General features: G+C 54.8%; 23 protein-coding genes and 1 other annotated feature. Of the genes, 16 read left to right on the top strand and 7 right to left on the bottom strand.

Annotated features, from left to right (window positions below; translation table 11 throughout):
- Positions 1 to 131 precede the first annotated feature (131 nt).
- Positions 132 to 605, top strand: coding sequence for a protein CreA (gene creA / locus ACMGGR_RS17990; protein ID WP_246761990.1), 474 nt, complete (start codon positions 132 to 134; stop codon positions 603 to 605).
- A gap of 55 nt (positions 606 to 660) precedes the next feature.
- On the opposite strand, the gene arcA is transcribed toward creA, so the two are convergent.
- Positions 661 to 1,377 carry a two-component system response regulator ArcA gene (arcA, locus tag ACMGGR_RS17985; protein ID WP_246761988.1) on the bottom strand — a complete coding sequence of 239 codons (717 nt, stop codon included), beginning with the start codon at positions 1,375 to 1,377 and terminating at the stop codon, positions 661 to 663.
- A gap of 612 nt (positions 1,378 to 1,989) precedes the next feature.
- Between arcA and ACMGGR_RS17980 the strand changes: the two genes are divergently transcribed.
- The 5 genes from ACMGGR_RS17980 to thrC all read left to right on the top strand — a co-directional run bounded on the left by ACMGGR_RS17980 (position 1,990) and on the right by thrC (position 7,714).
- Entirely contained in the window at positions 1,990 to 2,688 is a 699-nt protein-coding gene (locus tag ACMGGR_RS17980; protein WP_246761986.1) for a tRNA/rRNA methyltransferase, read from the top strand.
- Between the two features lie 187 nt (positions 2,689 to 2,875).
- Positions 2,876 to 2,950 (top strand): thr operon leader peptide, encoded by a 75-nt coding sequence (gene thrL / locus ACMGGR_RS17975; protein ID WP_414148992.1) that lies wholly within the window; start codon positions 2,876 to 2,878, stop codon positions 2,948 to 2,950.
- Positions 2,883 to 3,007, top strand: a sequence feature (Thr leader region). It overlaps the preceding gene by 68 nt.
- Positions 3,008 to 3,029: 22 nt before the next feature.
- Positions 3,030 to 5,492, top strand: coding sequence for a bifunctional aspartate kinase/homoserine dehydrogenase I (gene thrA / locus ACMGGR_RS17970; protein ID WP_246761984.1), 2,463 nt, complete (start codon positions 3,030 to 3,032; stop codon positions 5,490 to 5,492).
- Between the two features lie 2 nt (positions 5,493 to 5,494).
- Positions 5,495 to 6,424 carry a homoserine kinase gene (gene thrB, locus ACMGGR_RS17965; RefSeq protein WP_414147483.1) on the top strand — a complete coding sequence of 310 codons (930 nt, stop codon included), beginning with the start codon at positions 5,495 to 5,497 and terminating at the stop codon, positions 6,422 to 6,424.
- 3 nt (positions 6,425 to 6,427) lie between these two features.
- A complete protein-coding gene (thrC, locus tag ACMGGR_RS17960) occupies positions 6,428 to 7,714 on the top strand; it encodes a threonine synthase (RefSeq protein WP_414147482.1) in 1,287 nt (428 codons plus the stop codon).
- Positions 7,715 to 7,763: 49 nt separating this feature from the next.
- On the opposite strand, the gene ACMGGR_RS17955 is transcribed toward thrC, so the two are convergent.
- From ACMGGR_RS17955 to yaaA, 4 genes are all read right to left on the bottom strand, one after another.
- The gene (locus ACMGGR_RS17955; protein ID WP_414147481.1) at positions 7,764 to 7,967 is read right to left on the bottom strand and encodes a hypothetical protein; all 204 of its coding nucleotides are present in this window, start codon (positions 7,965 to 7,967) and stop codon (positions 7,764 to 7,766) included.
- A complete protein-coding gene (locus tag ACMGGR_RS17950) occupies positions 7,952 to 9,352 on the bottom strand; it encodes a hypothetical protein (RefSeq protein WP_414147480.1) in 1,401 nt (466 codons plus the stop codon). The genes ACMGGR_RS17955 and ACMGGR_RS17950 overlap by 16 nt, the downstream gene beginning before the upstream one ends.
- Positions 9,349 to 10,344 carry a type III secretion system chaperone gene (locus ACMGGR_RS17945; RefSeq protein WP_414147479.1) on the bottom strand — a complete coding sequence of 332 codons (996 nt, stop codon included), beginning with the start codon at positions 10,342 to 10,344 and terminating at the stop codon, positions 9,349 to 9,351. Before ACMGGR_RS17945 ends, ACMGGR_RS17950 begins: the two co-directional genes overlap by 4 nt.
- A 388-nt stretch (positions 10,345 to 10,732) precedes the next feature.
- Positions 10,733 to 11,509, bottom strand: a complete 777-nt coding sequence (gene yaaA, locus ACMGGR_RS17940; RefSeq protein WP_414147478.1) for a peroxide stress protein YaaA — start codon at positions 11,507 to 11,509, stop codon at positions 10,733 to 10,735.
- 250 nt (positions 11,510 to 11,759) lie between these two features.
- Here yaaA and tal point away from each other — a divergent pair, with 250 nt between their 5' ends.
- Both tal and mog read left to right on the top strand, forming a co-directional pair.
- Positions 11,760 to 12,713, top strand: coding sequence for a transaldolase (gene tal / locus ACMGGR_RS17935; protein ID WP_246761974.1), 954 nt, complete (start codon positions 11,760 to 11,762; stop codon positions 12,711 to 12,713).
- A gap of 125 nt (positions 12,714 to 12,838) precedes the next feature.
- A complete protein-coding gene (gene mog / locus ACMGGR_RS17930; RefSeq protein WP_246761972.1) occupies positions 12,839 to 13,426 on the top strand; it encodes a molybdopterin adenylyltransferase in 588 nt (195 codons plus the stop codon).
- Between the two features lie 95 nt (positions 13,427 to 13,521).
- Here mog and satP read toward each other — a convergent pair whose 3' ends face one another.
- Positions 13,522 to 14,094 carry an acetate uptake transporter gene (gene satP / locus ACMGGR_RS17925; RefSeq protein WP_246761970.1) on the bottom strand — a complete coding sequence of 191 codons (573 nt, stop codon included), beginning with the start codon at positions 14,092 to 14,094 and terminating at the stop codon, positions 13,522 to 13,524.
- Between the two features lie 314 nt (positions 14,095 to 14,408).
- Between satP and dnaK the strand changes: the two genes are divergently transcribed.
- From dnaK to nhaA, 3 genes are all read left to right on the top strand, one after another.
- Positions 14,409 to 16,322 carry a molecular chaperone DnaK gene (dnaK, locus tag ACMGGR_RS17920; protein WP_246761968.1) on the top strand — a complete coding sequence of 638 codons (1,914 nt, stop codon included), beginning with the start codon at positions 14,409 to 14,411 and terminating at the stop codon, positions 16,320 to 16,322.
- Between the two features lie 106 nt (positions 16,323 to 16,428).
- Positions 16,429 to 17,568 carry a molecular chaperone DnaJ gene (gene dnaJ / locus ACMGGR_RS17915; RefSeq protein WP_246761966.1) on the top strand — a complete coding sequence of 380 codons (1,140 nt, stop codon included), beginning with the start codon at positions 16,429 to 16,431 and terminating at the stop codon, positions 17,566 to 17,568.
- Between the two features lie 474 nt (positions 17,569 to 18,042).
- Positions 18,043 to 19,203, top strand: a complete 1,161-nt coding sequence (gene nhaA / locus ACMGGR_RS17910) for a Na+/H+ antiporter NhaA (protein ID WP_246761962.1) — start codon at positions 18,043 to 18,045, stop codon at positions 19,201 to 19,203.
- A gap of 203 nt (positions 19,204 to 19,406) precedes the next feature.
- Here nhaA and rpsT read toward each other — a convergent pair whose 3' ends face one another.
- On the bottom strand, positions 19,407 to 19,670 hold the full coding sequence (gene rpsT / locus ACMGGR_RS17905; protein WP_246761960.1) for a 30S ribosomal protein S20: 264 nt from the start codon (positions 19,668 to 19,670) through the stop codon (positions 19,407 to 19,409).
- A 306-nt stretch (positions 19,671 to 19,976) separates the two neighbouring features.
- Here rpsT and ribF point away from each other — a divergent pair, with 306 nt between their 5' ends.
- From ribF to ispH, 5 genes are read left to right on the top strand one after another with little or no spacing between them, the layout of a single operon-like run.
- Positions 19,977 to 20,915, top strand: a complete 939-nt coding sequence (gene ribF / locus ACMGGR_RS17900) for a bifunctional riboflavin kinase/FAD synthetase (protein ID WP_246761959.1) — start codon at positions 19,977 to 19,979, stop codon at positions 20,913 to 20,915.
- A 30-nt stretch (positions 20,916 to 20,945) separates the two neighbouring features.
- Entirely contained in the window at positions 20,946 to 23,762 is a 2,817-nt protein-coding gene (gene ileS, locus ACMGGR_RS17895) for an isoleucine--tRNA ligase (RefSeq protein WP_246761957.1), read from the top strand.
- Positions 23,762 to 24,271, top strand: a complete 510-nt coding sequence (gene lspA / locus ACMGGR_RS17890) for a signal peptidase II (protein ID WP_414147477.1) — start codon at positions 23,762 to 23,764, stop codon at positions 24,269 to 24,271. Before ileS ends, lspA begins: the two co-directional genes overlap by 1 nt.
- The gene (fkpB, locus tag ACMGGR_RS17885) at positions 24,264 to 24,734 is read left to right on the top strand and encodes an FKBP-type peptidyl-prolyl cis-trans isomerase (RefSeq protein WP_414147476.1); all 471 of its coding nucleotides are present in this window, start codon (positions 24,264 to 24,266) and stop codon (positions 24,732 to 24,734) included. Before lspA ends, fkpB begins: the two co-directional genes overlap by 8 nt.
- A complete protein-coding gene (gene ispH, locus ACMGGR_RS17880) occupies positions 24,715 to 25,668 on the top strand; it encodes a 4-hydroxy-3-methylbut-2-enyl diphosphate reductase (RefSeq protein WP_246761952.1) in 954 nt (317 codons plus the stop codon). Before fkpB ends, ispH begins: the two co-directional genes overlap by 20 nt.
- Positions 25,669 to 25,735: the final 67 nt, after the last annotated feature.

The following is a 25,735-nucleotide window of genomic DNA, read 5'->3' as shown; positions in this document are numbered from 1 at the left end:
AGGGCTGACGGCGCACGGTTATTTTATCAGGTCAGCTGGCTGTTATGGTATACCGTGGTGCGCCGCGTGCAACAGGTGCGCTAAGCTGGTTAACTTACAGTGTCATCTATTTTCAATGCAATGGTAACGTTATGACAATGAAAAAAATGTTAATAGTCACCGCCGTCATTTTTTCACCCTTTATCGCCCGCGCGGAGGTTGTGGGGTCGGTAGATACTACCTTTAAGGTGTTTGGGCCAGATCATAAAATTATCGTCGAAGCCTTCGACGATCCGGATGTCCAAAATGTAACCTGTTATATCAGCCGGGCAAAAACCGGCGGTATCAAAGGAGGATTAGGCCTGGCTGAGGATACGTCGGACGCCGCGATTTCCTGCCAGCAGGTTGGACCGATCGCGCTCAGCGACAAAATTGCTCAGGGTAAAGCGGAGGGTGAAGTTGTCTTTCGCCAACGTACTTCACTGGTCTTTAAAAAGCTGCAGGTAGTCCGTTTTTACGATAAAAAACGTAACGCGCTGGTTTACCTTAGCTATTCCGATAAGGTCGTAGAGGGTTCGCCTAAAAACGCCCTTAGCGCCGTCCCTATCATGCCCTGGAACCACTAGCCTGTAGCCGATATGAAAAGGGCCGTCCGATATGGCCCTTTAACACCACACCCGCTTACTCCTGCAGGTCGCCGCAGAAACGGTAACCTTCGCCGTGGATAGTGGCGATGATCTCTGGCGTGTCCGGCGTGGATTCAAAATGCTTACGAATACGGCGAATAGTCACGTCGACGGTACGGTCGTGCGGCTTCAGTTCGCGACCGGTCATTTTTTTCAGCAAATCGGCACGGGTCTGAATCTTGCCGGGATTTTCGCAGAAGTGCAGCATTGCGCGGAACTCGCTGCGCGGCAGCTTGTACTGTTCACCCTGCGGGCTGACCAGCGAACGGCTATTAATATCCAGCTCCCAACCGTTGAAGCGATAGCTTTCAACCAGCTTGCGCTCTTCACTGTGCGGTGCCAGGTTCATGGTGCGCGACAGCAAATTACGCGCGCGAATAGTTAGCTCACGCGGATTGAAAGGCTTGGTAATGTAGTCATCTGCACCGATTTCCAGGCCAAGAATTTTATCGACTTCATTATCTCTGCCCGTCAGGAACATTAGCGCCACGTTAGCCTGTTCGCGCAGTTCACGCGCCAGCAGCAGGCCGTTTTTACCGGGCAGGTTTATGTCCATAATGACCAGGTTGACGTCGTTCTCGGTCAAAACCTGATGCATTTCAGCACCGTCCGTAGCTTCATAAACCATGTAGCCTTCGGCCTCAAAAATACTTTTGAGAGTATTGCGAGTAACTAATTCGTCTTCAACGATAAGTATGTGCGGGGTCTGCATGTGTTCGCTACCTAAAATTGCCAAAAAACGATATGGGGCATACAGCGGTTACCGTATCTGATAATACGCAGGCGTCAACTGACGCGTAACGCGGGCTGTACGGAATATGTTCACAAGCCATTCATGGACCGGGAAATCCCCTGGTAAAAAAAGGAGACGCCCTGTCTCGGCAAGGTCAAAAAGTGGCGTATATCCTAACCTCATTAACAGCAACATAACAGCACAAGCCACAGCCAACAGCCAATAAATAAAGCTTAATTGACTTATATCAAACCAATTGTAGCACGTTGAGCTGGCGTTGAAAAATGCCTCGCGGAAGGGCGGTTTAGCTCACAAAATGCCATTTTTTTGCGACGAAAAAAACGGAAGCGGATTAAAAGAGTATAGCTAAATTTTAACATTTCATAATTAACTGAAGTAAATAAGGTTATCTTAAGATAAATGTTTTTATCCCTGATATATGAGGAAGAAAGGCGTAGTTTTCAATTAACGAAGGTCTGCTGCAGAATGGTTATGTTATTGATTTGTTAAAAACAACGTCCATCATCTGGCGCTCGTCTTATGTCATAATCCTTATCAGAAATGATTTAAATTAATCTTAAGAAGGCCGAAATGCGTTTCCCTTTAATACTTGTTTCCCCGGCGCGACCAGAAAACGTCGGTGCCGCCGCACGCGCGATGAAGACCATGGGATTTGATGAACTGCGCATCGTTAACAGCCAGGCACACCTGGAGCCTGCGGCACGTTGGGTAGCGCACGGCGCAGGCGAAATTCTGGATAATGCGACATCCTGGCCGACGCTTGCCGCCGCGCTGGCCGATATTGATTTCAGTATTGCCACTACGGCGCGCAGCCGGGCAAAGTTTCGTTATTATGCCTCGCCGCAGCAGGTAGAAAGCCTGCTGGAGGAGAAGCTGCAGTGGATTGGCAGCGCGGCGCTGGTGTTTGGGCGCGAAGATACCGGCCTGACCAACGAAGAGCTGGAGCTGGTGGACGTTTTAACCGGTATCCCGATGGCGGCAGACTACCCTTCGCTGAATCTGGGGCAGGCGGTAATGGTTTACTGTTATCAGCTGTCCAGCTTGCGTCAGGTGACGGCTTCCTTGCCTGCCCCTGCGGATGAACAGCAGCTGACGGCGCTACGCCAGCGCGTTGGCCAGCTGATCGATCGTCTGGACGTCAGTGACGATCAAAAACTTGTCGACTGGCTACATCAGCGTATCGGCTTACTACAGCAGCGCGATACGGCGATGCTGCATCGTTTGCTAAAAGATGTAGAAAAAAAACTTATAGATAAAAAATCTGCCTGATTCTCTTGCTCTGGTACGTCATGCTGATGATTGAGCGATTTTGTACCCGTAACGTTTTGTTTTCGGCCCAAATGCCCGGCGGGCATCTGGTCAGCGCTTACCGGGAAGCGGATAAAAAAATTGACTTAACAGGCGCTTTGCTTTACTTCTGGAAGCGGACAAATTCGAGACAGACAGTAAATCTAAAATGCGTACTCACAGCCTGATGACAACAATCATTATTATTACCACCACCATTACCACAGGTAACGGTGCGGGCTGACGCATACAGGAAAAAATAAAAAAAGCCCGCACCTTAAACAGTGCGGGCTTTTTTTTCGGCAAAAATTCAGGAGATGATTATGCGAGTGCTGAAATTCGGTGGAACCTCAGTCGCCAACGCGGAAAGATTTATGCGCGTGGCGGATATTCTGGAGAGTAATGCTAAGCAGGGACAGGTTGCTACCGTATTGTCCGCGCCGGCAAAAATAACCAATCACCTGGTGGCGATGATTGAGAAAACCATCAGCGGGCAGGATGCGCTGGCTAACCTGCTCGACGCCGAACACATTTTTGACTCGCTGCTGAAAGGACTGGCGGAAGCGGAAGCGAAGTTTGATTATGCACGGCTGAAAAGCCTGGTCGATGCAGAATTTGCTCAGCTGAAGCAGGTGCTGCACGGTATCAGCCTGCTTGGCCAGTGTCCGGACAGCGTCAATGCCGCCATCATTTGCCGTGGCGAAAAACTGTCTATCGCCATTATGGAAGGGCTGCTGCAGGCGCGCGGCTACGGCGTTACCGTCATTAATCCTGTTGAAAAGCTGCTGGCCGTCGGCCACTACCTCGAATCCACCGTTGATATTCCTGAATCTACTCGCCGTATCGCTGCCGGACAAATCCCGGCGGAAAATATGATCCTGATGGCTGGCTTTACTGCCGGCAATGACAAGGGCGAACTGGTGGTGCTGGGCCGTAACGGTTCAGACTACTCCGCCGCCGTGCTGGCCGCCTGTCTGCGCGCGGACTGCTGCGAAATCTGGACGGACGTCGACGGCGTTTATACCTGCGACCCGCGTCAGGTGCCTGATGCGCGGCTGCTAAAAACGATGTCTTATCAGGAAGCGATGGAGCTTTCCTACTTCGGTGCCAAGGTACTGCACCCACGTACTATCGCTCCTATTGCCCAGTTTCAAATCCCTTGCCTGATTAAAAATACGGCCAATCCTCAGGCACCGGGTACGCTGATTGGCGGCGACAGCTCCGACGAAGATAATCCGGTAAAAGGCATCACCAACCTTAATAATATGGCGATGTTTAACGTCTCTGGCCCGGGCATGAAGGGAATGATCGGCATGGCTGCGCGCGTGTTTGCCGCGATGTCCCGCAGCGGCATCTCCGTTGTGCTGATTACGCAATCTTCTTCTGAATACAGCATCAGCTTTTGCGTGCCGCAAAACGAGCAGCTGCGCGCGCGCCGCGTGCTGGAAGATGAGTTTTTACTGGAACTGAAAGACGGCCTGCTGGAGCCGCTGGACGTGATGGAAAACCTGGCGGTCATCTCCGTGGTGGGTGACGGCATGCGTACGCTGCGCGGTATCTCCGCCAAATTTTTCTCAGCGCTGGCGCGGGCCAATATCAATATCGTTGCTATCGCGCAAGGTTCTTCCGAGCGTTCTATTTCCGTGGTCGTGAATAATGATGAAGCCACTACCGGCGTGCGAGTAGTCCATCAGATGCTGTTTGCCACCGATCAGGTCATTGAAGTGTTTGTGATTGGCGTCGGCGGCGTCGGCACCGCGCTGATCGAGCAGCTTTTCCGTCAGCAGGCGTGGCTGAAAAACAAGCATATCGATCTGCGCGTTTGCGGTATTGCTAATTCCAGCGCGCTTTTAACTAACGTACACGGCATTCCGCTGGACAACTGGCAGGCTGCATTACAGGAAGCGAAAGAACCTTTTAATCTGGATCGCCTGAACCGGCTGGTAAAAGAGTACCACCTGCTTAACCCGGTGATCGTTGACTGTACCTCCAGCCAGGCGGTCGCCGAACAGTATGCCGATTTCCTGGCCGACGGTTTTCACGTGGTGACGCCAAACAAAAAGGCGAATACCTCTTCCTGGCAGTATTACCAGCAGATGCGTGCGGCGGCGGCGAAATCGCGTCGTAAGTTCCTTTACGATACCAACGTCGGCGCAGGCCTGCCGGTTATTGAAAATCTGCAAAACTTATTGAACGCCGGTGATGAACTGCTGCGTTTCTCCGGTATCCTTTCCGGATCGCTGTCGTTTATTTTTGGCAAGCTGGACGAAGGCGTATCGCTTTCTGCCGCCACCCGCATGGCGCGAGAGATGGGTTTTACCGAGCCAGACCCGCGTGACGATCTTTCGGGTATGGATGTGGCGCGTAAACTGCTGATTCTGGCGCGTGAGGCCGGATATCAGTTAGAGCTGAGCGACATTGAAATTGAAGCCGTGCTGCCGGAAGCCTTAACGGCTATCGCTGACGTAGAAACGTTTATGCAGCGTTTGCCCGAGCTGGATAATGATTTTGCCGCACGTGTACGCAGCGCGGCAGAAGAAGGCAAAGTGTTACGCTTTGTCGGTGCCATTGAAGAGGGCGGGCGCTGCCGCGTAAAAATCGATGCGGTAGACGGTAACGATCCGCTTTATAAAGTCAAAAACGGCGAGAACGCGCTGGCTTTTTACAGCCGCTACTATCAGCCTATTCCGCTGGTGCTGCGCGGTTACGGTGCGGGTAACGATGTAACCGCCGCAGGCGTGTTTGCCGATCTGTTACGCACCTTGTCATGGAAGTTGGGAGTTTAAACATGGTTAAGATCTATGCCCCTGCCTCAATCGGCAACGTTAGCGTGGGCTTTGATGTGCTGGGCGCGGCGGTATCGCCAGTCGACGGCACGCTGCTGGGCGACTGCGTGACGGTGATCGCAGCCAGCGAATTCAGCCTGCGTAACGAGGGGCGTTTTGTCAGCAAACTGCCTGCTAATCCGCAGGAAAATATTGTCTGGCAGTGTTGGGATCGCTTCTGCGAGGCCATTGGCGAACGCGTGCCGGTGGCAATGACGCTGGAAAAAAATATGCCGATTGGTTCCGGGCTGGGATCGAGCGCCTGTTCGGTGGTCGCCGGGCTGATGGCGATGAACGAGCACTGCGGCAAGCCGCTAAGCGATACCGAACTGCTGGCGCTGATGGGCGAGCTGGAAGGGCGTATTTCCGGCAGCGTACACTTTGATAACGTCGCCCCCTGCTATCTGGGCGGCCTGCAGCTGATGCTGGAAGAGAACGGCATCATCAGCCAGTCCGTTCCATGCTTTGATGACTGGCTATGGGTCATGGCTTATCCCGGCATCAAAGTTTCCACCGCAGAAGCCAGAGCAATCCTGCCTGCACAGTACCGTAAAGAAGATATCATTAAACATGGTCGCTATCTGGGCGGGTTTATTCACGCCTGTCATACTCAGCAGCCGGAACTGGCGTTGAAGCTAATGCGCGACGTGGTGGCAGAACCTTACCGCACCCGACTGTTGCCGGGCTTTGCCGAGGCTCGCCAGGCCTCCAAAGATATTGGCGCGCTGGCCTGCGGGATTTCCGGTTCTGGCCCAACGCTCTTTGCTGTTTGTAATCAGGAAGACACCGCTCAGCGTATGGCAGACTGGCTACGCCAGCACTATCTGCAAAATGAGGAAGGCTTCGTCCATATTTGCCGCTTAGACACGGCTGGCGCACGTAAACTGGGATAACGCATGAAACTTTATAATCTGAAAGATCACAACGAACAGGTCAGCTTTTCGCAGGCGGTAAAGCAGGGTCTTGGTAGTCAACAAGGGCTGTTTTTTCCGCTGGAACTGCCGGAGTTTGAGCTGACCGACATCGATGAGATGCTGGAAATGGATTTCGTCAGCCGCAGCAGCAAAATCCTTTCTGCGTTTATCGGCGACGAAATTGAAGCGCACCAGCTGCACGAGCGCGTTAAAAACGCTTTTGCTTTTCCTGCGCCCGTAGCAAAAGTGACCGACGATATTTCCGCACTGGAGCTGTTCCACGGCCCGACGCTGGCTTTCAAAGATTTCGGCGGCCGTTTCATGGCGCAGATGCTCTCTTATGTCAGCGGCGCGGATGAAAAAATCACTATCCTGACCGCAACCTCCGGCGATACCGGTGCAGCGGTTGCCCATGCGTTTTACGGCATGGAAAACGTTCGCGTCGTCATCCTTTATCCGCAGGGCAAAATCAGCAAGCTGCAGGAAAAACTGTTTTGTACGCTGGGCGGTAATATCCAGACCATCGCCATCGACGGTGATTTTGATACCTGCCAGTCGCTGGTAAAACAGGCGTTTGACGATGAACTGCTGAAAAAGGCTATTGGCCTGAACTCGGCGAACTCTATCAATATCAGCCGCCTGCTGGCGCAAATCTGCTACTACTTTGAAGCGGTAGCCCAGCTGCCGCAGGAAAAACGTAATCAGCTGGTGGTTTCCGTGCCGAGCGGCAACTTTGGCGATCTGACTGCAGGTTTACTGGCGAAATCACTGGGACTGCCGGTGAAGCGCTTTATCGCCGCCACCAACGCCAATGATACTGTGCCGCGCTTTTTGCAGGCCGGTGAATGGCTGCCTGCCGCCACCGTCTCGACGCTTTCTAACGCAATGGATGTCAGCCAGCCAAATAACTGGCCACGCGTTGAAGAGCTGTTCCGTCGTAAAACCTGGCGCTTGACCGATCTGGGCTTTGGCGCGGTGGATGACGAAACCACGCGTGCAGCCATGCGCGAGCTGGCCGATCTGGGTTATATCTCCGAGCCGCACGCGGCCATTGCTTATCGTTTGCTGCGCGATCAGCTGCAGGAAGGCGAGTTTGGCCTGTTCCTGGGCACGGCGCATCCGGCCAAGTTTAAAGAGAGCGTGGAAGAGATTCTGGGCCAGCCGCTGCCGCTGCCGAAAGAGCTGGCGGATCGTGCCGATCTGCCGCTGCTGTCGCACAAAATGGCGGCCGATTTTGCCCAGCTGCGTAATTTTCTGCTGTACAAGTAACCGCTTCGGCCCTTGTCTGGCAAGGGCCGCTTCCGCTATTTATGCCATCCTATGCCGTCCCGCTGTTTCCCTGTTGGCCCTGTACCGCAGCCGCCGGGTTGGGCTGTCCTGCGGCGGTAATATTCACCGGGCCACTTGTCGCCGCAGCGACGGCACCACGCACTTTACTGTGCGCCTGATAAATCTGATTCACCATCTTGTAGGTCAGCCCAAAAGCGGCAGCGGTTCCGCCGTTGTTTAACAGGCTGGACAACAGGGGGAAAGATTGCCTTTGGTTGCGGCGTTCAGTACCTGCTGCGCAGCCAGCGTGCTGCCGTTGGCGAAGTTATTCCAGCTCAGGCGGGCAATCGAGTGATCCAGCAGGCGGGCATAGTCCTTTAGCGGCAGGGAGGGCGAAAATTTTTGCGAGTCGCCCGCGCGTTTGGCATCGTAATGTTTACCCAGAAAGGCATCGCCCGTTTCAATAACGCTATTGCAGGCGGCTCGAATGCCGGAGACCAGCGCAGCCATTTCGTGTAGCTCCTTGCCGCTGAGGCGTGCGCCTGCCGCATCACGAATCTCTGGCCCCGAAACGGTATAGCCTTGCGGGAGCGCCTTCTGGATCAGGCCATCCTGAAGCATACCCATCGCCAGCGTGTTCAGCGTGTACCAGGCGCCGTTGGTACGCATATCGCCATCGCTCACGCCGTGACTGGGTTTGCCGTCGCGTGACGCCACCATACTGCCTGTAGCCTGCAAAGATTCCCTTGAAACCGCATAAATTACGTTACGCAGTTGGGTACTGAGAACGCGGGCGGTCAGGCCGGAATTGCCGGTCAGCGCGCCGGCTGCCGACATACCTATATTCATCAGCTCGGCCGCAACCTGCTGTCCGGTAACACGCTGCGAATCTTTATGATGTTTATCCACCATGCTCTGCCATTCCTGCGGCTTATCGCGCTGGATCACGGCCGCCTGATCCGGGCTAAGGCCAAACTGGCCGCGAACCGCTACGGCGTTGTGCTGGGGATCGCGGGCAAGACGCGGTTCCCTGATATGGTGGTGAGCCGCGATGTTGGCCAGCGAAACGGCTACCTGCAGTCCCACCGCGGCGGCAGGATGTTTTTCTGCCAGATGCGGCAGCATCATGTTATAAGCTTCAATAAAAGCTTCTTCGCGCATCAGCGTCGGCAGGCCGCAGGTAATCATTTGCTGCAATGCGTGGCCACCCAGCGCGCCCCAGGCCTTGTTTTGCAGCGGTGCAGAGGCAAACTTGCCCAGCGTGACGGCAGAGTTTTTGGTCTCGTTCCAGCCCGCTTTGCCCACGATTTTCGTGCCTTTCCAGCCTTGTCCGCCAACATATTTTGTCCCTTGCCAGCCCGCTTTACCCATCACCGTTAACTTATCTGCGGCATAGTTGCCGCCGGTTTTTATCCCGCCCAGCGTGGCATTTCCCATTGTTTGCAGGCCGCCTGAGGTGGCTCGTAAGCCCTTTTTCGCGCCGTCGGCCATGTCGCTAAAAAACTGGCTGGCATTCTGGCCGGCCCTGGCGGCGCGAGCCGGAGCAGCATCAGGCAGCGGGCCGCTTTCAATATCGCCTCTGCTGTTTTGCACCGTCATGGGTTGAAGGGCTGGCGCGCGTTGGATCAGATCGCTCATAGTTTGCCTCTCTGCTTATCGCCGTCGAAAGCCACGGTCAGCGTCATAAAATTGGCCAGCCATTCGGCCAAATCTGTGCCGTCCAGCCCAAAGGAATCCCAGCGCGACAGCAGGCTAATGCGCTCATCAATCAGTCCTGATGAGCAGTTCGTCAGTACCTGTAGGTTTTCGTTGGCGAGCAATAACTGGTGGCCCGCAGCGGATGGCACCGTTAGCGGCGTAGACAAAAAAAGGTGTCGACCATCGCCATCTGCCGTTATCGCTATTTCGCGTTCAGGGAAGCGCAGCGAACAAAAACAGCCATCAAGATCGTATTGCGCCGGGGAAAGCTGTAGGGCTTTAACCGCCTGATGTATCAGCGGATAATGCCATTGCGCGGCCAGTGCCTGTTGCGCCAGCGCATCAATCTTCAGCGCCGTCTCCTGTTGCCAGGCCGTCATCCGGGCAGAAGGCGCGGGCGCTTCATGCTCTTCTGGCGCTTCTTCGGGTTGCCGCAAAGAAAACAGCAAATCGATCAGGCTGGCGGCAAGCGAGTCGATATCGTTAAGAATTTCCGCCAGCGCCATAGCATCACCCGGCGTGTCAAAAGCCAGCCGTCTGGTCAGCAGCGTCACGCCTTGTTCATTCAGCGAAAGGCTAATCCCGTTCATTGCCATAGCCACGCCGTTAGCGCGCAGCACTATCTGCTGCCAGGTTTCAGGATGAACGGCAGGCGTTCGCAAATAGCCTACGGCCAGCCACAGCGGAACGGGTTTTTCGCTCTGACAAAGGACAACGACATGCAGGGCATCCAGACGCAGTAAACCCGTTTCGGCAAACTGCTGCTGCGTCTGCTCGTCTGCGTCAAACAGTTCGGCCGTCGCCCGTAGCCAGTCTCGTGAAGCGGCAGGTAACGGATTACGTAATTCGGGCGTAACGGTGTTTTCGACGGGTGAACGGGCGGCGTGCCAGGCTCGTTCCGTTACGGTCTTGAGAAGCGCTTGCCGATCCATAATTACCTCGCGGCTGGTTTAGATAAACCTTGCGTGGCGTAAATATGATTACGGTTCTGTTACAGCGGGTTTTATAACAAAAAGATATGGATAGCGTGGACGCAGGCGGCCTGATAACTGCCCGGGACTGTTGATAAATTCTTATATTCCATGATCGGGTCGCTTCCAGACAGGTGAATAACAGCAGAGGCTGAGCGCAACACGGACACGCCGTAAACCCGTCCCTGGGGGCTCTTTTCGCGCGTCCATGCGCGAAAACGGTCCGTTTATCCGCTTAGCCTCTGCTGCTTTACCTGACTCATGGGTTGCTGCAAAAAAAACAGCACGCTACACCCATTAAGTTTGTCAGCGAGCTAAGGCGGCCTGATAACCGCCCGCAAAGAAAGGATCAGGCAATTTCACGACGTTTAAACACCAGCTCATGCTCGCTGCTTTCGTCGGCGGCAAAAAAGTAGCCGTCAACGTTGAAGCTCTTTAGCTGTTCCGGCTGGCTTAAACGGTGTTCGATAATATAACGGCTCATCAGGCCACGAGCCTTTTTGGCATAGAAGCTGATGATTTTGAATTTGCCGTTTTTCTCATCCAGAAAAACGGGCTTAACGATGCGGCCTTGCACTTTGGCGGGCTTGATTGCTTTAAAATATTCGTCAGAGGCCAGGTTGATCAACACGTCATCGCCCTGATCCGCCAGCGCTGCGTTAAGCGCTTCGGTCAGCCTGTCGCCCCAGAACGCATACAGATCTTTGCCGGCCGGATTCGCCAGCTTTGTGCCCATTTCAAGGCGGTAAGGCTGCATTAAGTCCAGCGGGCGCAGCAGGCCGTACAGCCCGGAAAGCATGCGCAGATGCTGCTGGGCAAAAGCAAAATCGTCTTCCTGCAACGTTTCTGCCGCCAGCCCGGTATAGACGTCACCTTTAAAAGCCAGAATTGCCTGGCGTGCGTTATCCGGCGTAAAAGGCGTCTGCCAGCTCTGGAAGCGACCCGCATTCAGGTCGGCCAGCTTGTCGCTGATGCTCATCAGCGAACCGAGCTGCGCAGGGGTTAAATCGCGGGCCACGTTGATTAGCTTTTCAGCATCATTCAGCAGCGCAGGCTGTGTAAAGCTGGTGGTCGCCAGCGGGCTTGCAAAATCCAGCGTTTTGGCCGGGGAGATCACCATTAGCATGGCAGGATCCTTATGTAATACGCCGACTGACGGCAAATAAAAGCGGGGCTAGTGTAACAAAAAAGCACGGCGAAAAAGCAAATCGCTGCCATCGTTATTGCTAATCCACCTGAAAAATCAGGAGGATTCTGCCGTAATTTAGCACTCAGTGGCCTGGCCGCAAGCTTACCTTGCATGGCGGGTTTCGCGTGATATCATCCGTGGCAGACAGTTTCAAGAACCTGATAACTCTTCTGAGAGAATGACAACCATGACGGACAAACTGACTTCCCTGCGCCAGCTCACTACCGTTGTTGCCGATACCGGTGACATCGCTGCCATGAAGCTTTACCAGCCGCAAGATGCCACCACTAACCCTTCGCTGATCCTGAATGCGGCACAGATTCCGGAATATCGTAAGCTGATTGACGAAGCGGTGGTCTGGGCACGCGAGCAGAGCAGCAAAAAAGAAGAACAGATTCAGTACGCGGCCGATATGCTGAACGTAAAGATTGGTCTGGAAATCCTGAAGCTGGTGCCGGGCCGTATCTCTACAGAAGTGGATGCGCGTCTCTCTTACGATACCGAAGGCAGCATCAACAAAGCGCGCGCGCTGATTAAGCTCTACAACGATGCCGGCATCAGCAACGATCGTATTCTGATCAAACTGGCTTCCACCTGGCAGGGCATTCGTGCCGCAGAACAGCTGGAAAAAGAAGGCATCAACTGTAACCTGACGCTGCTGTTCTCTTTCGCCCAGGCGCGTGCCTGTGCCGAAGCGGGCGTTTACCTGATTTCGCCGTTTGTTGGCCGTATTCTGGACTGGTATAAAGCCAATACCGACAAAAAAGAGTACGCGGCAAACGAAGATCCAGGCGTGGTCTCCGTTTCTGAAATTTACCAGTACTATAAGCAGCACGGTTACGAAACCGTGGTAATGGGCGCAAGCTTCCGTAACGTGGGCGAGATTATTGAGCTGGCCGGTTGCGATCGCCTGACCATCTCCCCGGCGCTGCTGAAAGAGCTGGCGGAAAGCGAAGGCACGCTGGAGCGTAAGCTTTCTTACACCGGTGAAGTGAAAGCGCGTCCGGAAAGAATGACCGAATCTGAGTTCCTGTGGGAGCATAACCAGGATCCAATGGCCGTTGATAAGCTGGCGCAGGGTATCCGCAACTTTGCCGTAGACCAGGGCAAACTGGATAAAATGCTCGCCGAGCTGCTGTAATTTCCTCACGCGGTCGGTTAACCGGCCGCGTTCTGTACATCACACGCCGCAATGTTTATCCTTTCTTTATCTCTCTTATAAAACCGCGCCCTCTTTTTGACAGCCGGAATGACAGTGACGACACCATGAATACTTTACGCATAGGATTGATCTCCGTTTCCGATCGTGCCGCCAACGGCATTTATCAGGACGAAGGTTTACCGGCGCTGGAAGCCTGGCTCTCGCAGGCGCTGGCGACGCCTTTTGAGATTGAAAAACGGCTGGTGCCTGATGAGCAGCCGATGATCGAGCACGCTATTTGCGAGCTGGTCGATGAATTTTTCTGCCATCTGGTGCTAACCACGGGCGGAACCGGCCCGGCAAGACGTGACGTGACGCCCGATGCCACGCTGGCCGTCGCCGATCGTGAAATGCCCGGTTTTGGCGAGCAGATGCGGCAAATCAGCCTGAATTTTGTGCCCACGGCGATTTTGTCACGCCAGGTCGGCGTTATCCGCAAACAATCGTTAATTATCAACCTGCCGGGCCAGCCGAAATCGATTAAAGAAACGCTGGAAGGCTTAAAAGATAGCGAAGGCAAAGCGAAGGTTCACGGTATTTTCGCCAGCGTGCCTTACTGCGTTCAGCTGCTGGATGGGCCTTACGTTGAAACCCATGAGGCGGTAGTGGCGGCTTTTCGGCCTAAAAGCGCCAGGCGCGAAACGCAGAGCTAAAGCAGATAAGAATCAGCCTCATAAATTAATGAGGCCGTTTGCTGAAGGAGGCTATAGCGCGACGGGTAGCGTGCTGGCCTGAAGTAATGCGGATATTACGCTTTCGCTATCTCGCCCACAGGCAGCGCTTTACGCCCCAGTTGCTCATTAATCACCTCTGCCATCGCCAGATAAATGGCGCTGGCACCACAAATCATGCCCTCATACCCGGCGACGGTCAGGACCGATTTTTCGCCAGTAATATTGCCGATTGCCAGCAGGGCAAACAGCAGCGTCAGGCTGGCAAAAACAAACTGCAGGGCCCGGTTAGCTTTTAGCGTGCCGAAAAACATAAATAAGGTAAATACCCCCCACAAGGCCAGCCAGACGCCCAGGAAAACGGCGTCTGTTTTCTCTGCCAGCCCCATCTGCGGCAGCAGCAAAATTCCTGTCAGGCTCAGCCAGAAACAGCCGTAGGCAGTAAACGCTGTCAGGCCAAAAGTGTTGCCCTTTTTATATTCCAGCAGCCCTGCCAGTATTTGCGCCAGGCCGCCAAAAAAAATCCCCATGCTGATGATGACCGAGACCAGCGGAAAGAAGCCTGCATTGTGCAGATTCAGCAGAATAGTGGTCATGCCGAATCCCATCAGTCCCAACGGCCCCGGATTGGCTAAGTTATTGTGGTGCATAATTCCCCTGCTATAACAAAAAATTCAAAATTTAATGACAACTTGTGTTTATCAGGCAGGAAAAGTACGTATTTCCTGCAAAGTGCGGGGCATCATAATGAGCAGGGGAGCGGCAGACTTTGATCTGAAGAAGGATAAAAACAAAATTTTTTTCACCTTGCCCCTTGATGCCGGGTGCGGCGGCCCCATCTTAGTTGGCATCCGAGGCTATGTAGCGGAAAAAAAGCGCGGCGCCGGGAGTTGAAACGGCAGAAACCGCCCGCATTAATTGTGCATAACCTGATTTGAAATGAATTTAAGTGGGAGACGTTTAAATGGGCAAGATTATTGGTATTGACTTAGGTACAACTAACTCTTGTGTCGCCATTATGGATGGCGGCAAAGCGCGTGTACTGGAGAACGCGGAAGGCGATCGCACCACGCCCTCCATTATTGCTTACACCCAGGATGGTGAAACGCTGGTTGGCCAGCCTGCTAAACGTCAGGCCGTAACCAACCCACAGAATACCCTGTTTGCGATCAAGCGCCTGATTGGCCGTCGCTTCCAGGACGAAGAAGTGCAGCGTGATATTAAAATCATGCCTTATAAAATCGCTGGCTCCGACAACGGCGATGCCTGGATCGATGTAAAAGGCCAGAAGCTGGCACCGCCGCAGATTTCTGCTGAAGTGCTGAAAAAAATGAAGAAAACGGCGGAAGATTACCTGGGTGAGCCGGTAACTGAAGCGGTTATCACCGTACCAGCCTACTTCAACGATGCGCAGCGTCAGGCAACTAAAGATGCCGGCCGTATCGCAGGTCTGGACGTAAAACGTATCATCAACGAACCAACCGCAGCCGCGCTGGCTTACGGTATGGACAAAGGTCAGGGCAACCGTACTATCGCGGTTTACGACCTGGGCGGCGGTACTTTCGATATCTCTATTATCGAAATCGACGAAGTTGACGGCGAAAAAACGTTTGAAGTTCTGGCGACCAATGGTGACACCCACCTGGGCGGCGAAGACTTCGACAGCCGTATGATCAACTACCTGGTTGCAGAATTTAAGAAAGATCAGGGCATCGATCTGCACAACGATCCGCTGGCGATGCAGCGTCTGAAAGAAGCAGCAGAAAAAGCGAAAATCGAGCTTTCTTCCGCGCAGCAGACCGACGTCAACCTGCCGTACATCACTGCTGATGCAACAGGTCCTAAACACCTGAACATCAAAGTGACCCGTGCGAAGCTGGAATCGCTGGTAGAAGATCTGGTTGCGCGTTCTATCGAGCCGCTGAAAGTTGCTCTGCAGGATGCTGGCCTGTCCGTTTCCGACATCAACGACGTTATCCTGGTTGGTGGTCAGACTCGTATGCCAATGGTGCAGGCGAAAGTTGCCGAGTTCTTTGGCAAAGAGCCACGTAAAGACGTGAACCCGGATGAAGCGGTAGCGGTAGGCGCAGCGGTGCAGGGCGGCGTGCTGGCTGGCGACGTGAAAGACGTGCTGTTGCTGGACGTAACCCCGCTGTCGCTGGGTATCGAAACCATGGGCGGCGTGATGACTTCGCTGATTGCGAAGAACACCACCATCCCAACCAAACACAGCCAGGTGTTCTCGACGGCAGAAGACAACCAGTCTGCGGTAACCATTCACGTGGTGCAGGGTGAGCGTAAACGCGCAGCGGATAACAAATCCCTGGGCCAGTTCAACCTGGACGGCATTCAGTCCGCGCCACGCGGCATGCCGCAGATTGAAGTTACCTTCGACATCGACGCCGACGGTATTCTGCACGTGTCTGCTAAAGACAAAAACAGCGGTAAAGAGCAGAAGATCACCATTAAGGCTTCTTCTGGTCTGAACGACGATGAAATCGAAAAAATGGTTCGTGATGCCGAGGCTAACGCCGAGTCCGACCGTAAGTTCGAAGAGCTGGTACAGGTTCGCAACCAGGCCGATCATCTGTCGCACAGCACTCGCAAGCAGCTGGACGAAGCCGGGGACAAACTGCCGGCAGACGACAAGGCGCCAATCGAGGCCGCGCTGACCGAGCTGAACACCGCGCTGAAAGGCGAAGACAAAGCGGAAATCGAAGCGAAAATGCAGGCGCTGATGGAAGTTTCCAGCAAGCTGATGGAGTTTGCTCAGCAGCAGCAGGCCGCTGGCGGCGCAGCTGATGCAGCCGACGCTTCTGCGAAGAAAGATGACGACGTTGTTGACGCCGAGTTCGAAGAAGTTAAAGACAAAAAATAATCGCCCTTGAGCGGGCACGGCGGGCCGCAAGGCCCCCCAGTGAAACCTACGGGCGTCGGAGTTTTCTCCACGCCCGTTCACGCATGTTGAGGGCAGGATCACCATAATGGCGAAGCAAGACTATTACGAGATTTTGGGCGTTTCGCGATCGGCGGACGAGCGCGAAATCAAAAAGGCTTATAAACGCCTGGCGATGAAACATCACCCCGATCGCAATCCGGGTGACAAGGAATCAGAAGCCAAATTTAAAGAAGTCAAAGAAGCCTACGAAATTCTGACCGACGCGCAAAAGCGTGCGGCCTACGATCAGTATGGCCATGCCGCTTTTGAACAAGGTGGAATGGGTGGCGGCGGCGGCGGTTTTGGCGGCGGCGGCGCAGACTTCAGCGATATCTTTGGCGACGTGTTCGGCGATATCTTTGGCGGAGGACGCCGTCAGCAGCGTGCTGCGCGCGGAGCCGATTTGCGCTACAACATGGAGCTGACGCTTGAAGAAGCCGTCCGCGGCGTGTCCAAAGAGATCCGCATCCCTACGCTGGAAGAGTGCGGCGTCTGCCACGGCAGCGGCGCGAAAGCGGGCACGCAGCCGCAAACCTGTCCTACCTGTCACGGTCAGGGCCAGGTTCAGATGCGTCAGGGCTTCTTCACCGTACAGCAGGCGTGTCCGACCTGTCACGGTCGCGGTTCTGTCATTAAAGATCCGTGCAACGCCTGTCACGGACATGGCCGCGTAGAAAAATCTAAAACGCTGTCGGTAAAAATTCCGGCGGGCGTGGATACCGGCGATCGCATCCGCCTTTCTGGCGAAGGCGAAGCGGGCGAGCACGGCGCACCGGCGGGCGATCTTTACGTTCAGGTACAGGTACGTAAGCACCCTATCTTTGAGCGCGAAGAGAACAATCTTTACTGCGAAGTGCCTATTAACTTCGCGATGGCAGCGCTGGGCGGCGAAATCGAAGTACCAACGCTGGACGGTCGCGTTAAGTTGAAAGTGCCTGCGGAAACGCAGACCGGCAAACTGTTCCGCATGCGCGGCAAAGGCGTGAAATCCGTGCGCGGTGGCGCTCAGGGCGACTTGCTGTGCCGCGTGGTAGTGGAAACGCCGGTCAGCCTTAGCGAGAAGCAGAAAAGCCTGCTGCGCGAGCTGGAAGAGAGCTTTGGCGGCGTAGGCGGCGAGAAAAACAGCCCGCGCTCAAAAAGCTTTTTCGATGGCGTGAAGAAGTTTTTTGATGACTTGACTCGCTAGGTTGCCGTAAAGCTGTAGTGCGTTTATCCGTATGCAGCTTTGGGAAGGGCCAGAATTGTTAGGGATCTAAAACGGGTAGCGTAAAGCTGCCCGTTTTTTATTTGCGCTTCTGACCGGGTAAGCGATCAAAATAGCGGCAGGCAGGCAGATTTATGACCTTTACTGCTTTGGTGCTCAATCAGCTACTGCTTTGGGGCTTTATCAGCTACTGCTTTGGTGCTCCATCAACGTATAGATATAGCCTGCTTTAAATAGTCCATTGTGGGGTACGCTCGTAACGGCTTTCATCATCGATCCTGAGTCAGAAAAAGAATAGAGGGCACTTTGCCACACTCCCGTAACCGGATTAAGCCGGACAGCGCGACTATGCGGCGCGTCTCGCAACGGCTCGTTTCTCGTTACAAATTATTTTTTCCCGTCATCAGAAACGCGTATGCTGTCAGGCCGCATTAATCTTTATCAGGAAGAACAGGAATGAAATCCGCGCTTAAGCGACTACTGAATAACGAAGCAACCGGCGGCGTGGTGCTGATTATCGCCGCCGCCGTTGCCATGTTTCTGGCGAACAATGCCAGTACCCAACAGGCTTACCAGTCAATTCTTGCCACACCGGTTGAGTTTCGCTTTGGCGCACTGGATATCAGCAAGGATCTGCTGCTGTGGATTAACGATGCGCTGATGGCGCTGTTTTTCCTGATGATAGGCCTGGAAGTTAAGCACGAGCTGGTTTCCGGATCGCTGGCAACGCGTGAGCGCGCCATGTTCCCACTTATCGCCGCGCTGGGCGGTATGGTTGCGCCGGGCGCGATTTTTGCTGTGCTGAATCATCATGATCCGCTGGCCGTCAACGGCTGGGCAATTCCTACCGCCACGGATATCGCCTTTGCGCTGGGCATCCTGGCATTGCTCGGTAGCCGCGTGCCGCCGGCGCTGAAAATGTTCTTAATGGCGCTGGCGGTGATTGATGACCTTGGTGCCATCCTGATTATCGCGTTCTTCTATACGCAAGATCTCTCACTGGCGTCGCTTGGCGTGGCTGCTGGTGCCATAGTGGTATTAGCGCTGCTGAACAGGCTTGGCGTGCGCAATATCGCTATTTACATGCTGGTTGGCATGGTGCTGTGGGTAGCCGTGCTGAAGTCGGGCGTACACGCTACGCTGGCCGGAGTTATTGTTGGTTTCTTCGTGCCGCTGGAAAAACAGAACGGCCATTCTCCGGCTATCCATCTGGCGCATGGTCTTGCTCCCTGGGTAAGCTGGCTGATCCTGCCGCTGTTTGCTTTCGCTAATGCAGGCGTGTCGCTAAGCGGCGTATCGCTGGACGGTTTGTTCTCTGCCGTGCCGCTGGGCATTATCCTGGGGCTGGTCGTCGGTAAGCCTTTAGGCATTACGCTTATCTGCTGGCTGGCGGTGAAGCTGGGAATTGCGGCGCTGCCTGAAAGCACGCGTATGCGCGATATCTCGGCGGTAGGCGTACTGTGCGGCATCGGTTTCACCATGTCGATTTTTATCGCTTCGCTGGCTTTTGATGCGCAGCATGAAGAGATGGTCACGTTAGCCAAGTTAGGCATTTTAACCGGCTCGATTATTTCGGCTATAGCTGGCTATACGCTGTTGCGCATTAAATTACGCTAAAGCCTGACGTTCCCGAACGGTCGTTTTGGCCAGCGTCGGGAACGTTAGTTACCGTTCTGGTCAGAGAAAATAATTTTATACGGCATAAGAAATGAGGCGAAACTGCGGAAGGGACAGGGCAGGGAAAGGCGTAGCCAAACGGCGGGCATAAAAAAACCTGCCTGAGCAGGTTTCTTTATCAAAGCCGATTAACAGCGTGGCGATTAAGCCATTTTGTTGATCTGAGCAGTCAAATTTGCTTTATGACGTGCTGCTTTGTTTTTGTGGATCAGGCCTTTAGCTGCCTGACGGTCCACAAGTGGCTGCATTTCGTTAAACGCAGTCTGCGCAGCTGCTTTATCGCCAGTAGCGATAGCCGCGTATACTTTCTTAATAAAAGTACGCATCATTGAACGACGGCTAGCGTTGTGCTTACGACGCTTCTCAGACGTTACGGCGCGTTTCTTAGCTGATTTGATATTAGCCAAGGTCCAACTCCCAAATAGTTCTATGAGGACAATTCAAAGGCCGAGGAATATGCCTCTTTAGCCCGTGGTTGTCAATGGATTTGTGCAAATAAGCGCCGCTGAAACAACGACGCCTGGTTACGTTTCGATGGCGCAAGATTCTACCAGCTTCATGCAGATGAATACAGCTTATTCACAAGAAAAATGGTATTGCCCAACGGCGAGCGCAGAAAAAGCCGCTGTCATCGCGGGAAAGGCGCATTCGCGGGTTAACCTTCCCGACGGTACTTGGTATAATCCGCCGATTTCCACAAACCTGAGCCAGCCATGAAGTTTATCCGCGGCATACATAACCTCCGGGAGCAGCATCGCGGCTGCGTACTGACCATTGGTAATTTTGATGGCGTGCATCGCGGCCATCAGGCACTGCTGGCCCGGCTGTGCGAAGAAGGACGCAGGCGTAATCTACCGGTAGTGGTGATGTTGTTTGAACCACAGCCGCTGGAGCTTTTTGCCGCCGATAAAGCGCCCGCAAGACTGACGCGACTGCGTGAAAAGCTTCGCTATCTGAGCGAGGCGGGCGTTGACGCGGTTCTCTGCCTGCGATTCAATCGCCGGTTTGCCGCGCTTTCGGCGCACAGCTTTGTCACCGATCTGCTGGTTGACAAGCTGGACGTCCGGTTTCTGGCGGTAGGCGATGATTTCCGCTTTGGCGCTGGTCGCGAAGGGGATTTCCTGTTATTACAGAAAGCGGGTACCGATTACGGTTTTGACGTTATCAGCACCCAGACCTTTTGTGACGACGGCAAGCGCATCAGCAGCACGGCGGTGCGCCAGGCGCTGGCAGCGGACGACTTACCGCTGGCGGCCGCGCTTCTGGGACATCCTTTCAGCATTTCCGGCCGCGTAGTGCACGGCGATGCGTTAGGCCGCACTATCGGCTTTCCGACCGCAAACCTGCCGTTAAGGCGCTGTGTTTCACCGGTAAAAGGCGTCTATGCCGTCGAGGTTCACGGCCTCGGCGAGAAGCCGCTGCCCGGCGTCGCCAATATCGGCACGCGTCCCACGGTAGCGGGCATACGTCAGCAGCTGGAAGTGCATCTGCTGGATGTTGCAATTGACCTGTACGGGCGCCATATAGACGTGGTGCTGTGTAAGAAAATACGAAACGAGCAGCGTTTTGCCTCGCTTGACGCGCTCAAAGAGCAAATTGCTAAAGACGTGGTGGCGGCCCGAACCTTTTTTGGGCTGAACGCACCGGTTTAAACAGAAGCGAAATACGGAATCGAGAATCTGATGAGTGACTATAAATCTACCCTGAATTTGCCGGAAACGGGGTTCCCGATGCGTGGCGATCTGGCCAAACGCGAACCGGGAATGCTGCAACGTTGGTATGATGACAATCTGTACGGCATCATCCGCGAAGCCAAAAAAGGGAAAAAAACCTTTATCCTGCATGACGGCCCTCCTTACGCGAACGGCAGCATTCATATTGGTCACTCAGTTAACAAGATTCTGAAAGACATTATTGTGAAGTCCAAAGGCCTCGCGGGCTTCGATTCGCCTTATGTACCGGGCTGGGACTGTCACGGGCTGCCTATCGAACACAAAGTTGAGCAGATGATCGGCAAGCCGGGCGAAAAGGTCACGGCTGCGGAATTCCGTGCAGCGTGCCGTAACTACGCGGCAGAGCAGGTCGAAGGCCAGAAGAAAGACTTTATCCGTCTGGGCGTGCTGGGCGACTGGGATCGTCCCTACCTGACGATGAACTTCCAGACCGAAGCTAATATCATTCGCGCGTTGGGTAAAATCATCGGCAATGGCCATCTGCATAAAGGCGCGCGTCCGGTGCACTGGTGCCTGGACTGCCGTTCCGCGCTGGCGGAAGCGGAAGTTGAGTATTACGACAAAACCTCCCCTTCTATCGACGTCATGTTTAATGCCGTAGATAAAGATGCCGTGCGCGCTAAGTTTGCCGTAGACAGCGTGGAAGGCCCGATTTCACTGGTGATCTGGACCACTACACCCTGGACGATGCCGGCTAACCGCGCTATCTCTCTGCATCCTGAGTTTGACTATCAGCTGGTGCAGATCGAAGGCCGTGCGCTAATCCTGGCGAAGGACCTGGTTGAGAGCGTTATGAAACGCGCGGGCATCAGCGAATGGCAGGTGCTGGGCGAAACCAAGGGCGCAACGCTGGAATTACAGCCTTTCCAGCATCCTTTCCTCGAGCTGACTTCGCCTGTAGTGCTGGGCGAACACGTCACGCTGGATGCGGGTACGGGTGCGGTGCACACGGCGCCAGCTCACGGCCCGGATGACTACGTCATCGGCCAGAAATACGGTATCGAAGCGGCTAACCCGGTTGGCCCGGACGGCCGCTATCTGCCGGGCACTTATCCAACGCTGGATGGTGTTAACGTCTTCAAAGCCAACGATATGATCGTTGAGCTGCTGCGTGAGAAAGGCGCCCTGCTGCACGTTGAAAAACTGCTGCACAGCTATCCACACTGCTGGCGCCACAAAACGCCGATTATCTTCCGCGCGACGCCGCAGTGGTTTATCAGCATGGATCAGAAAGGCCTGCGCGAGCAGTCGCTGAAAGAGATCAAAGGCGTGCAGTGGATCCCTGACTGGGGCCAGGCGCGTATCGAATCAATGGTCGCTAACCGCCCGGACTGGTGTATCTCTCGCCAGCGCACGTGGGGCGTGCCGATGTCGCTGTTCGTGCATAAAGAGACCGAGCAGCTGCATCCGGATACGCTGGCGCTGATGGAAAAAGTGGCGCAGCGCGTTGAGCAGGATGGGATCCAGGCCTGGTGGGATCTGGATGCGAAAGAGCTGTTAGGCGACGATGCGGATAACTACGTCAAGGTGCCTGATACGCTGGACGTGTGGTTTGACTCCGGCTCTACCAGCTACTCCGTGGTTGATGCCCGTCCGGAATTCGGTGGCCATTCGCCGGATATGTATCTGGAAGGCTCCGACCAGCATCGCGGCTGGTTCATGTCCTCGCTGATGATCTCAACGGCGATGAAAGGCAAGGCGCCTTATCGTCAGGTACTGACGCACGGTTTCACCGTGGACGGTCAGGGCCGCAAGATGTCCAAGTCGATCGGCAACACCGTATCGCCGCAGGACGTTATGAACAAGCTGGGCGGCGATATCCTGCGCCTGTGGGTCGCCTCTACCGACTACTCTGGCGAAATGGCCGTGTCGGACGAAATCCTGAAGCGCTCGGCGGATGCCTATCGTCGTATCCGTAACACCGCGCGCTTCCTGCTGGCTAACCTGAACGGCTTCAATCCGGAAACGGACAGCGTCAAGCCAGAAGAGATGGTGGTGCTGGATCGCTGGGCCGTAGGCCGTGCGCAAGCGGCACAGGACGATATCATCGCTTCCTATGCCAGCTACGACTTCCACGAAGTTGTGCAGCGCCTGATGCAGTTCTGCTCGGTTGAGATGGGTTCGTTCTATCTGGATATCATCAAAGACCGCCAGTACACCGCGAAGGCCGATGGCCTTGCGCGCCGCAGCTGCCAGACCGCGCTTTACTATATTGCGGAAGCGCTGGTGCGCTGGATGGCGCCAATCATGTCCTTCACGGCCGATGAGATCTGGAACGAGCTGCCGGGCAAACGCGAGAAGTATGTCTTTACCGAAGAGTGGTACGACGGCCTGTTTGGCCTGGCGGAAAGCGAATCGATGAACGATGATTTCTGGGCCGAGCTGCTGAAAGTGCGTGGCGAAGTTAACAAAGTCATCGAGCAGGCGCGTGCCGATAAGCGCGTGGGCGGCTCGCTGGAAGCTACGGTAACGCTGTACGCCGATGCGGAACTGGCACAGAAGCTAACCAGCCTGAGCGACGAGCTGCGCTTTGTGCTGCTGACTTCCGGCGCGCAGGTTGCGGATTACGCGCTGGCTACGGAAGAAGCGCAGCAGAGCGAGCTGCTGAAAGGCCTGAAGATCGCGCTGCATAAAGCGGAAGGCGAGAAGTGCCCGCGCTGCTGGCATTACGCCACCGATATCGGTCAGAGCGCAGAGCATCCTGAAATCTGTGGCCGCTGCGTCACCAACGTGAGCGGCGCTGGCGAACAGCGTAAGTACGCCTGATGAGCCGGCCGATTCTTTCTACCGGACTGCGCTGGCTATGGCTGGTGCTGGTGGTGATCGCCGTCGACTTCGGCAGCAAGCAGTGGATTATGCATACGCTGATGCTGCATGAGTCGATGTCGGTTATGCCGTTCTTCAACTTTTTTTACGCGCATAACTACGGCGCGGCCTTCAGCTTCTTGGCCGATAAAGGCGGCTGGCAGCGCTGGTTCTTCGCCGCTATCGCGGTGGCGATAGCCGTTGCGCTGCTGGTGATGATGTACCGCAGCGAGGCCGGTAAAAAGCTGAACAATATCGCCTACGCGCTGATTATCGGCGGCGCGTTAGGCAATTTGTTCGACCGCGCGTATCACGGCTTTGTAGTCGATTTCATCGACTTTTACGTTGGCGACTGGCATTTTGCCACCTTCAACATCGCGGACTGCGGCATCTGTATCGGTGCCGCGCTGATTGTGCTGGAAGGCTTCCTTACGCCTGCCGGCAAAGCGAAAAGGGCAGGGCATGACTGATTCTGTACAGCGCAACAGCGCGGTGCTGGTGCATTTCACCTTAAAACTGTCCGACGGCTCCACGGCGGAATCAACGCGGGATAACGGCAAGCCCGCGCTGTTCAGCCTGGGCGACGGCAGCCTGTCGACCGAGCTGGAAGATCAGCTGCTGGGCCTGCGGCCGGGCGATAAGAAAGCCTTTTCGCTGGGGCCGGACGCCGCGTTTGGCCAGACCAGCCCGGATTTGATTCAGTACTTCTCGCGCCGTGATTTTAACGAGGCGGGCGAGCCGGAAATCGGTACCATCATGCTGTTCAGCGGTATGGACGGTAACGAAATGCCGGGCGTCATCCGCGAAATCTCCGGTGAATCCGTGACCGTGGACTTCAACCATCCGCTGGCCGGGCAGACGATCCATTTTGATGTAGAAGTGCTGGAAATCGATCCGGTGATGGAGGCGAGCAATGCAAATCCTGTTGGCTAATCCCCGCGGCTTTTGTGCCGGTGTCGATCGGGCCATCAGCATCGTGGAGCGCGCGCTGGAAATGTACGGCGCGCCTATCTACGTGCGTCACGAAGTGGTACATAACCGCTACGTCGTCAACAGCCTGCGGGAGCGCGGCGCCATCTTTATCGAAGAGATTGGCGAAGTGCCGGATAATTCTATCCTGATATTCTCCGCACACGGTGTTTCACAGGCAGTCCGCGCCGAGGCTAAAGCACGCAGCCTGACGATGCTGTTTGACGCAACCTGCCCGCTGGTGACCAAAGTGCATATGGAAGTTGCGCGTGCCAGCCGTAAGGGAACGGAAGCGGTACTGATTGGCCACGCCGGACATCCGGAAGTGGAAGGCACCATGGGCCAGTACAGCAATCCTGCTGGCGGTATGTATCTGGTGGAGTCACCAGCGGATGTTTACAAGCTGCAGGTCAAAAACGAAGAGAACCTTTGTTTTATGACGCAAACCACGCTCTCCGTTGACGATACCTCGGAAGTTATCGACGCGCTGCGCGAGCGCTTTCCGAAAATCGTCGGCCCGCGTAAGGATGATATCTGCTACGCCACGACTAACCGTCAGGAGGCCGTACGCACGCTGGCGAAAGATGCCGACGTGGTGCTGGTAGTGGGTTCGCGTAACTCCTCTAACTCCAACCGTCTGGCCGAGCTGGCGCAGCGCGCAGGCAAGCTGGCCAGGCTTATTGACTCTGCTGAAGATATTCAGGAAGAGTGGGTAAAAGGCGTGAGCTGCGTGGGCGTCACGGCTGGCGCATCTGCACCGGATATCCTGGTACAGGAAGTGATCCAGCGTCTGCGCGAGCTGGGTGGCGACGTCGCCATTGAACTGATTGGTCGCGAAGAAAACATCGTTTTTGAAGTGCCGAAAGAGCTGCGCGTGGAAGTTAAACAGGTCGATTAAGGCCCGCGGCTACGCTGGAAGTTCTTCTTAAGCCCGAAGTAAAACATTAATCCTGTTTTTACTTCGG

This window comes from Erwinia sp. BNK-24-b, from assembly GCF_047456155.1.
In the GTDB taxonomy this organism is placed as follows: domain Bacteria; phylum Pseudomonadota; class Gammaproteobacteria; order Enterobacterales; family Enterobacteriaceae; genus Erwinia; species Erwinia phyllosphaerae.
The sequence above is the reverse complement of the archived record's forward strand: the minus strand, read 5'-3'. Positions and strand labels throughout refer to the sequence as shown.

Bases quoted from the DNA above. Each gene is read 5' to 3' on its own strand.
- creA (WP_246761990.1), top strand. From the start codon at position 132: ATGACAATGAAAAAAATGTTAATAGTCACCGCCGTCATTTTTTCACCC.
- arcA (WP_246761988.1), bottom strand. From the start codon at position 1,377: ATGCAGACCCCGCACATACTTATCGTTGAAGACGAATTAGTTACTCGC.
- ACMGGR_RS17980 (WP_246761986.1), top strand. From the start codon at position 1,990: ATGCGTTTCCCTTTAATACTTGTTTCCCCGGCGCGACCAGAAAACGTC.
- thrA (WP_246761984.1), top strand. From the start codon at position 3,030: ATGCGAGTGCTGAAATTCGGTGGAACCTCAGTCGCCAACGCGGAAAGA.
- thrB (WP_414147483.1), top strand. From the start codon at position 5,495: ATGGTTAAGATCTATGCCCCTGCCTCAATCGGCAACGTTAGCGTGGGC.
- thrC (WP_414147482.1), top strand. From the start codon at position 6,428: ATGAAACTTTATAATCTGAAAGATCACAACGAACAGGTCAGCTTTTCG.
- ACMGGR_RS17950 (WP_414147480.1), bottom strand. From the start codon at position 9,352: ATGAGCGATCTGATCCAACGCGCGCCAGCCCTTCAACCCATGACGGTG.
- ACMGGR_RS17945 (WP_414147479.1), bottom strand. From the start codon at position 10,344: ATGGATCGGCAAGCGCTTCTCAAGACCGTAACGGAACGAGCCTGGCAC.
- yaaA (WP_414147478.1), bottom strand. From the start codon at position 11,509: ATGCTAATGGTGATCTCCCCGGCCAAAACGCTGGATTTTGCAAGCCCG.
- tal (WP_246761974.1), top strand. From the start codon at position 11,760: ATGACGGACAAACTGACTTCCCTGCGCCAGCTCACTACCGTTGTTGCC.
- mog (WP_246761972.1), top strand. From the start codon at position 12,839: ATGAATACTTTACGCATAGGATTGATCTCCGTTTCCGATCGTGCCGCC.
- satP (WP_246761970.1), bottom strand. From the start codon at position 14,094: ATGCACCACAATAACTTAGCCAATCCGGGGCCGTTGGGACTGATGGGA.
- dnaK (WP_246761968.1), top strand. From the start codon at position 14,409: ATGGGCAAGATTATTGGTATTGACTTAGGTACAACTAACTCTTGTGTC.
- dnaJ (WP_246761966.1), top strand. From the start codon at position 16,429: ATGGCGAAGCAAGACTATTACGAGATTTTGGGCGTTTCGCGATCGGCG.
- nhaA (WP_246761962.1), top strand. From the start codon at position 18,043: ATGAAATCCGCGCTTAAGCGACTACTGAATAACGAAGCAACCGGCGGC.
- ribF (WP_246761959.1), top strand. From the start codon at position 19,977: ATGAAGTTTATCCGCGGCATACATAACCTCCGGGAGCAGCATCGCGGC.
- ileS (WP_246761957.1), top strand. From the start codon at position 20,946: ATGAGTGACTATAAATCTACCCTGAATTTGCCGGAAACGGGGTTCCCG.
- lspA (WP_414147477.1), top strand. From the start codon at position 23,762: ATGAGCCGGCCGATTCTTTCTACCGGACTGCGCTGGCTATGGCTGGTG.
- fkpB (WP_414147476.1), top strand. From the start codon at position 24,264: ATGACTGATTCTGTACAGCGCAACAGCGCGGTGCTGGTGCATTTCACC.
- ispH (WP_246761952.1), top strand. From the start codon at position 24,715: ATGCAAATCCTGTTGGCTAATCCCCGCGGCTTTTGTGCCGGTGTCGAT.